Raw genomic sequence first — 5,970 nt, 5'->3', positions numbered from 1 at the left:
CAACGTCAGAAAACCCGCCGGCAACCATCCCTGGCGCCATGCTCCAACTTGACCGGCCTTCCCGGTGACGCCAAAGGGGACATGTTTAACTGGCACAGGGTGGGGACATTTCTAAATGGCGTTGACAGCATCGAAGTCGGGCAAGCGCCTGCGGCGAAAGGCTGCGGTCGCCACGTACGTGGCGCACATGAAAAGGGCCGGACGCATGTCCGGCCCTTGGCATCGCTGGCGTTCCCGCCGGCGTGGCTCTTACTTGGAAGCAGCCTTCTTCGACGCCGCCTGCACCGGGGCCGTCACGGCCTCGTTGGCGGCCTGCTGCTGTTCCTGCAGGATCGCGCCGAGCGACTCGACGGTCTTCTGCGACACCGCGAAGATTTCCTGGCTGACCGAAACGGCGCGCTCGGCGTTGTCGCGGCTCAGGCTGGCACCCTTCTCCCACAGGGAGCGGAAGCCGTCGACATCACGCGCCTCCATCGCCTCGGCGAGGAAGTCGGCGGAAGCCTGGGCCTGCTTCTCAAGGGCCTTGAACTGCAGGCCGGCAACAGCCTCGAAACCCTTCAGGGCCAGCGACTGGGCCTTGAAGGCGCTGTCGGCGAACTGCTTGGCATAGGCAAAAGCGTGATTGGTGAACTGCTGATTCATGGCGATCTCCCCCGATGGGGTGGCTGGTAGTGGAGCTACCTTACCAAGAACTTTGTTGCAGTGCAATATATTTTTTGTGTCAGGCCAAACCGTTTAACAAAAAGTCATGCTTTTCAGCTGGATGGCATAGGCCCGGCACACAGTGCATCGCATCAAAAGCTGCGCGCCGAACACTCCGCGCCGGAGGTGCAGGTCTCATGCACCACCACCCGGTCCAGCCCCGCCAGGCGCGGCGCGAGGCGCTGCCAGATCCAGCGCGCGAGCATCTCGCTGGTCGGATTCTCCAGCCCTTCGATATCGTTGAGGTAGTGATGGTCCAGCTGTTCGTGGAGCGGCGCAAAGGCCGCCTTGACGTCAGCGAAATCCATCACCCAGCCCAGCTGCGGATCGGGCTCGCCCTGCACGTGGATCTCGACGCGGAACGAATGCCCATGCAGGCGCGCGCACTTGTGCCCGGGTGGCACGTTGGGCAGACGATGCGCTGCTTCGAGCTGGAAGACCTTGAAGATGTGCATGCGTCTCGCCGGAATCAGGTAGGCCCGCGCAGGGCGCGGAAACGTCGGCAGGACTTTGGTGGCTATGGGTGGACTCGAACCACCGACCCCAGCATTATGAGTGCTGTGCTCTAACCGGCTGAGCTACATAGCCATGATCTGACGCCGCCGCCGACCGTTCCGGCAAGCGGGGCGCGGCAGTGTAATGGCCGGGCGTATGCGGTTCAAGTCTCGGCTTGCCGCCGGTTTGGCCACCATGGTTGAATCGCCCACGGATGCGCCGGCTCCGCATGCCGTGCAGCGGCTGGCTCCGGCTTTCTCCAGGAGGCGACATGATCGATGTTGATGGCTACCGCCCGAACGTGGGCATCGTGCTGCTGAATGGCGATGGTCGACTGTTCTGGGCGCGTCGCGTCAACCGCGATGGATGGCAGTTTCCGCAGGGCGGCATGCGCAGCGACGAGACGCCGCTGGAGGCCATGTACCGCGAGCTGCACGAGGAAACCGGCCTATCGCCCGAACACGTCGAGGTGATCGGCGCCACCCGCGGCTGGCTGCGTTACCGGTTGCCGCATCGCTATGTCCGTCACCATCAGCACCCGACCTGCATCGGGCAGAAGCAGGTGTGGTTCCTGCTGCGCCTGGTCGGCGCCGAGCAGGCGCTGAAGCTCGACGCCTGCGAGAAACCCGAGTTCGACCTGTGGCGCTGGGTCGACTTCTGGTACCCCGCGGCGCACGTGGTGAACTTCAAGCGCCAGGTGTACGAACGCGCGCTGCGCCAGTTCGCGCCCCTGGTGGAAGGGCTGCTCAGTGTGCAGATCGGCTCGCCGCCGCGCGCGAGCGGCGGCTCCGGCAAGGGGCGCGAGGCGGCCTGAGCCAGCGTCCCGGATGAGACCGCGATGAACCTGCGGCGACACGCGCAGCCCTGAGGTGCGCTTGGCAGAATCCCGCGGCGTTCCTTGACGCTCCCGTCACCCGGCGGCTATACGTTCCCTCTTTAGTCCGGAAGGGTCGGATGCCGCCTCGTCCACCACCGCGCTTCGTCGTGCAGACGCAGGACATGGCCAGTCGTCGCCGCCACCGGCTGTGGCTGATCGTGGCGTGGCCGCTGAGCCTGGTCGCGGTGGCGGCCATCGCGCTGTGGCTGCCGCAGTCGCCGGTGCCGCTGGTGCGCGGCAACCGCGCGGCGCTCAGGCAGTTGCAGGTGGAGAACGAGCAGCTCAAGCAGCAACTCGCCATGCTGCAGCGCTCGCTGCAGGTCAACGAGGTGGCGATGCACTCGCTGCAGGGCACCCTGACCGAGCGCGAGGAGCAGATCAGCGGCCTGCGGGCGGACCTGGGATTCTATTCGCGCCTGGTCGGCGGCGACGGCCAGCGGCAGGGCCTGCGCGTGCAGGAGGTGCGCGTGCAGCCGGTGCCGCGGTCGCGGGCATGGAACCTCACCCTCAGCCTCACCCAGAACGTGCGTCGCGGCGACCAGGTCAGCGGCAAGGCCACCATGACGGTGGAAGGGCTGCGCGGCGACAAGGTGGAGCAACTCGGCTGGGACGCCCTGGGCGACGCGGCGCAGAAGGACGGCCTGCCGTTTGCCTTCAAGTATTTCCAGCAATTGCACGCCACCTTCGTGCTGCCGGTCGATTTCCGGCCCACGCGGTTGCGTATCCACACCACGCCGGACAGCGGCACCGCCGCCGATCGCACGGTCGCCTGGAGCGATGCGCTCAACGGCACCATCACCCATGCCCAAGGGGACAACGATGTTCAACCGTAAACGCGCCGGGCGCGAGTCGCCCAGCCATGACACCAGCCTGATCGCCCGCGGCACCATCCTTCGCGGCGACGTGCACTTCACCGGGGCGCTGCACCTGGACGGCTGCATCGAAGGTGCGGTCATCGCCGAGGCGGAGGATGCGGTGCTGACCGTGAGCGAGCACGGCCAGGTGATCGGCGAGGTCCGCGTGCCGCATGCCGTCGTCAACGGCCGCATCGACGGCAACATGCTCAGCGACGCGCGGCTCGAGCTGGCCGCACAGGCGTGCATTTCCGGCGATGTGCACTACCGCGTGCTGGAAATGGCCGCCGGCGCGCAGGTGAACGGGCGCATGGTCCACGTGGTCGCCGAAACCCCCCGCGGGCTCGCCGGCCCAAAGGCGCTCGCCAGCCAGCCGGCGGACAACATGGCGGACAACATGGCGGAATCGGCGTCGGCCTGAACGCGCTATGCTTGAGGTCGGGCATTCGCCACCTCATATGTAGCCGTCATGGAAACCATCGTCGCCTTCCCCGATTACCGCAGCGCGCAGGCGCCGCTCGTCTTCACCGACGCGGCCGCGCGCAAGGTGCATGAACTGATCCAGGAAGAGGGCAATCCCGAGCTCAAGCTGCGCGTGTACATCACCGGCGGCGGCTGCTCGGGCTTCCAGTACGGCTTCACCTTCGACGAGACGCGCGCCGAGGACGACCTGGCACTGGAGCGCGAGGGCGTTACGCTGCTGGTCGATCCGCTGTCGCTGCAGTACCTCGGCGGCGCCGAGATCGACTACGCCGAGAACCTTTCCGGCTCGCAGTTCGTGATCCGCAATCCGAACGCCAAGACCACCTGCGGCTGCGGCTCCTCCTTCTCCACCTGAGCCGGACCCGCGCTGCGTGCAGCGACAGAACACCTTCAGCGGCCTCAGTCTTCGCCTCGACCGCGCCGCGGAACGCCGCGACGAACGCGAGTGGGTCGATGCCCGCGCCGCCGACGTCGGTGCGCGCTTCTTGGTGCTGGACGGCGAAGATCTGGCTTATGCCCAGCGCGACGCCGAATCGCTGCGCTGGCTCGGTCCCGGCGAGCGCGCCCGCTGGCTGCCGGATGCCGACGCCACGTTGCTGGGCACCGATGACCGGCACGCCTATTTCCTGCTGCGGCTGGACGCGGCCGGATCGCCTGCGCCGGATGCCGCCGCGCTCGAACAGGCGCTGGACGCGCGCCGGATGCACCTGCGCCAGGCCGGCCTGCTGCTGGACGCCCACGAAGCGGCGCTGTTCGCCTATGCCAAGGGCCTGGCGCACTGGCAGCGCGAGATGCGCCACTGCAGCGGATGCGGCGCCCGCGTGGCCCTGGTCGCCTCGGGCCACCGCGCCCGGTGCACCAACGCCGACTGCGGCAAGCTGCATTTCCCGCGCACCGATGCGGCGGTCATCGTGATCGTCGAGCACGACGACGCCTGCCTGCTCGGTCGCCAGGCCGGCTGGCCGGCCGGCCGCTATTCCACGCTGGCCGGCTTCGTGGAGCCGGGCGAATCGCTGGAGGACGCCGTGCGCCGCGAAGTGGCCGAAGAAGCCGGGGTGCGCGTGGATGAAGTGCATTACCACTCCTCGCAGCCGTGGCCGCTGCCCGCCTCGCTGATGATCGGCTTCACCGCCACCGCGCACGACCGCGCGATCCGCCTGCGCGACGGCGAGCTGGAGGACGCGCGCTGGTTCACCCCCGCGCAGATCGAGGCCGGCCTGGCGGACGGCAGTTTCGCCGCGCCGCCGAAGCTGTCGGTGTCCTATCAGTTGCTCGCGCACTGGCTGCACGAACGCGCCGGCCTGGCGCTGGACGCCCTGATCGCCCGCGCACGCTGAGTCGCTCGCTTACAATACGCACTCCCGTCCCTGGAGTTTCCGCATGGCCATCCGCCTGCTCGCAGCCCTGGTCGCCCTCGGCCTGCTGCACTTGCTGCCGCAACTGGCCCGCTGGCATGTCGATGGGCTGCAGCGCCGCTGGGCGGCCGCGCTGCGCGACCTGCACGGCGCGGTGCGGATCGGGGTGATCGTCGGCGTGCCAGCCGTGCTGTGCCTGCTGCTCGCCGCACTGCTGCATCACGCGTTCCTGGGTGATCTGGCCTTGCTCGCGCTCGACGTGCTGGTGCTGCTGTTCTGTTTCGGTCCGCGCGTGTTCGAGGCCGACCTGGAAGCGATCCTCGCCGCCACCGATCGCCCCGGCCGCGAGTCCGCCGCCCAGCAGCTGGCCGACGGCGGCAAGCGTGTGGCATGGACCGCCCACGCGCTGGGCGAGGCGATCGCCTATGCCGCGCTGCGCCGGCGCTTCGGTGCGCTGCTGTGGTTCTTCGTGCTCGGTCCGGCCGGGGCGCTGGCCTACCGGCTGGTGCAGACGCTGGGCCGCGACGAATCGCTGCCGCTCGACGGCGCCAGCCGCGACGCCGCGCGGCACGCCGCCAACGCACTGGACTGGGTGCCGGCGCAGCTGCTGGTGTTCACCCTGGCCGTGGTCGGCCACTGGGACGCGGTGATCGCCTCATGGACGCGCTGGCGCCAGCAGGCCGGCGCCGGCCACTGGTATCGCGACGAACCCGGCTTCCTGGCCGATGCAGCCTGCGCCGACATCGACGTGGAGATCGAGGCCGGCGACGGCTACGTGGAAGAACGCAGCGATCCGCTGCTGGAACTGGTGCGCATGCGCAGCGCCTTCCTGCGTGCGCTGGTGGCGTGGATGAGCGTGGTCGCGCTGGTGGTGATGGGTAGCTGGCTGGCCTGAGAGGCTGAGAAAAATCGCCCGCCTGCTGCGACCGCCGCCAAACGCCCGTGCCGGCGGCGCCCAGCGCACCTTGTCACGAACGCTTGGCGGCGCTCTCGCTACGGCGGTCGAATTTTTCTCAGTCTCCGAGCCCGCAGGCCGCAACCGGCCAGGAGCGTGGGCCGTAGAAACTTTGGATAGCGAGATGGGGCTATCGCCATGGGATGCGTCTATCGGAGGGTGCGCATAGTCACCCTATGCAAGCCCGACGAGAGGCGCAGCCCATGGATGAGAGCACAATCGCAGCCCAAAGATTTCTACGGCCCACGC

The 5,970-nt window shown here is 68.2% G+C and carries 8 protein-coding genes and 1 tRNA gene; 6 read left to right on the top strand and 3 right to left on the bottom strand.

The window, feature by feature from the left end; all coding sequences use genetic code 11:
• Positions 1 to 249: 249 nt before the first annotated feature.
• The 3 genes from ACO2Q2_RS17195 to ACO2Q2_RS17185 all read right to left on the bottom strand — a co-directional run bounded on the left by ACO2Q2_RS17195 (position 250) and on the right by ACO2Q2_RS17185 (position 1,290).
• Positions 250 to 642 (bottom strand): phasin family protein, encoded by a 393-nt coding sequence (locus ACO2Q2_RS17195; protein WP_423257475.1) that lies wholly within the window; start codon positions 640 to 642, stop codon positions 250 to 252.
• 152 nt (positions 643 to 794) lie between these two features.
• Positions 795 to 1,157, bottom strand: coding sequence for a 6-carboxytetrahydropterin synthase QueD (gene queD / locus ACO2Q2_RS17190; RefSeq protein WP_423257474.1), 363 nt, complete (start codon positions 1,155 to 1,157; stop codon positions 795 to 797).
• A gap of 56 nt (positions 1,158 to 1,213) precedes the next feature.
• Positions 1,214 to 1,290: transfer RNA gene (locus tag ACO2Q2_RS17185), tRNA-Met, on the bottom strand.
• Between the two features lie 178 nt (positions 1,291 to 1,468).
• Here ACO2Q2_RS17185 and ACO2Q2_RS17180 point away from each other — a divergent pair.
• The 6 genes from ACO2Q2_RS17180 (at position 1,469) to ACO2Q2_RS17155 (ending at position 5,661) form a co-directional block, all read left to right on the top strand.
• Positions 1,469 to 2,011, top strand: coding sequence for an RNA pyrophosphohydrolase (locus tag ACO2Q2_RS17180; protein WP_423257473.1), 543 nt, complete (start codon positions 1,469 to 1,471; stop codon positions 2,009 to 2,011).
• Positions 2,012 to 2,151: 140 nt separating this feature from the next.
• Positions 2,152 to 2,907, top strand: coding sequence for a DUF6776 family protein (locus ACO2Q2_RS17175; RefSeq protein WP_423257472.1), 756 nt, complete (start codon positions 2,152 to 2,154; stop codon positions 2,905 to 2,907).
• On the top strand, positions 2,894 to 3,349 hold the full coding sequence (locus ACO2Q2_RS17170; protein WP_423257471.1) for a bactofilin family protein: 456 nt from the start codon (positions 2,894 to 2,896) through the stop codon (positions 3,347 to 3,349). The genes ACO2Q2_RS17175 and ACO2Q2_RS17170 overlap by 14 nt, the downstream gene beginning before the upstream one ends.
• 48 nt (positions 3,350 to 3,397) lie before the next feature.
• Complete coding sequence (gene erpA, locus ACO2Q2_RS17165; RefSeq protein ID WP_423257470.1) at positions 3,398 to 3,766, top strand: iron-sulfur cluster insertion protein ErpA; 369 nt, start codon at positions 3,398 to 3,400, stop codon at positions 3,764 to 3,766.
• A 16-nt stretch (positions 3,767 to 3,782) separates the two neighbouring features.
• Positions 3,783 to 4,748 carry an NAD(+) diphosphatase gene (nudC, locus tag ACO2Q2_RS17160; protein ID WP_423257469.1) on the top strand — a complete coding sequence of 322 codons (966 nt, stop codon included), beginning with the start codon at positions 3,783 to 3,785 and terminating at the stop codon, positions 4,746 to 4,748.
• Between the two features lie 43 nt (positions 4,749 to 4,791).
• Entirely contained in the window at positions 4,792 to 5,661 is an 870-nt protein-coding gene (locus ACO2Q2_RS17155) for a beta-lactamase induction protein (protein ID WP_423257468.1), read from the top strand.
• Positions 5,662 to 5,970 lie beyond the last annotated feature (309 nt).

This window comes from Dyella sp. KRB-257, assembly GCF_049445995.1.
Taxonomy (GTDB): Bacteria; Pseudomonadota; Gammaproteobacteria; order Xanthomonadales; family Rhodanobacteraceae; genus Dyella_A.
The sequence above is the reverse complement of the archived record's forward strand: the minus strand, read 5'-3'. Positions and strand labels throughout refer to the sequence as shown.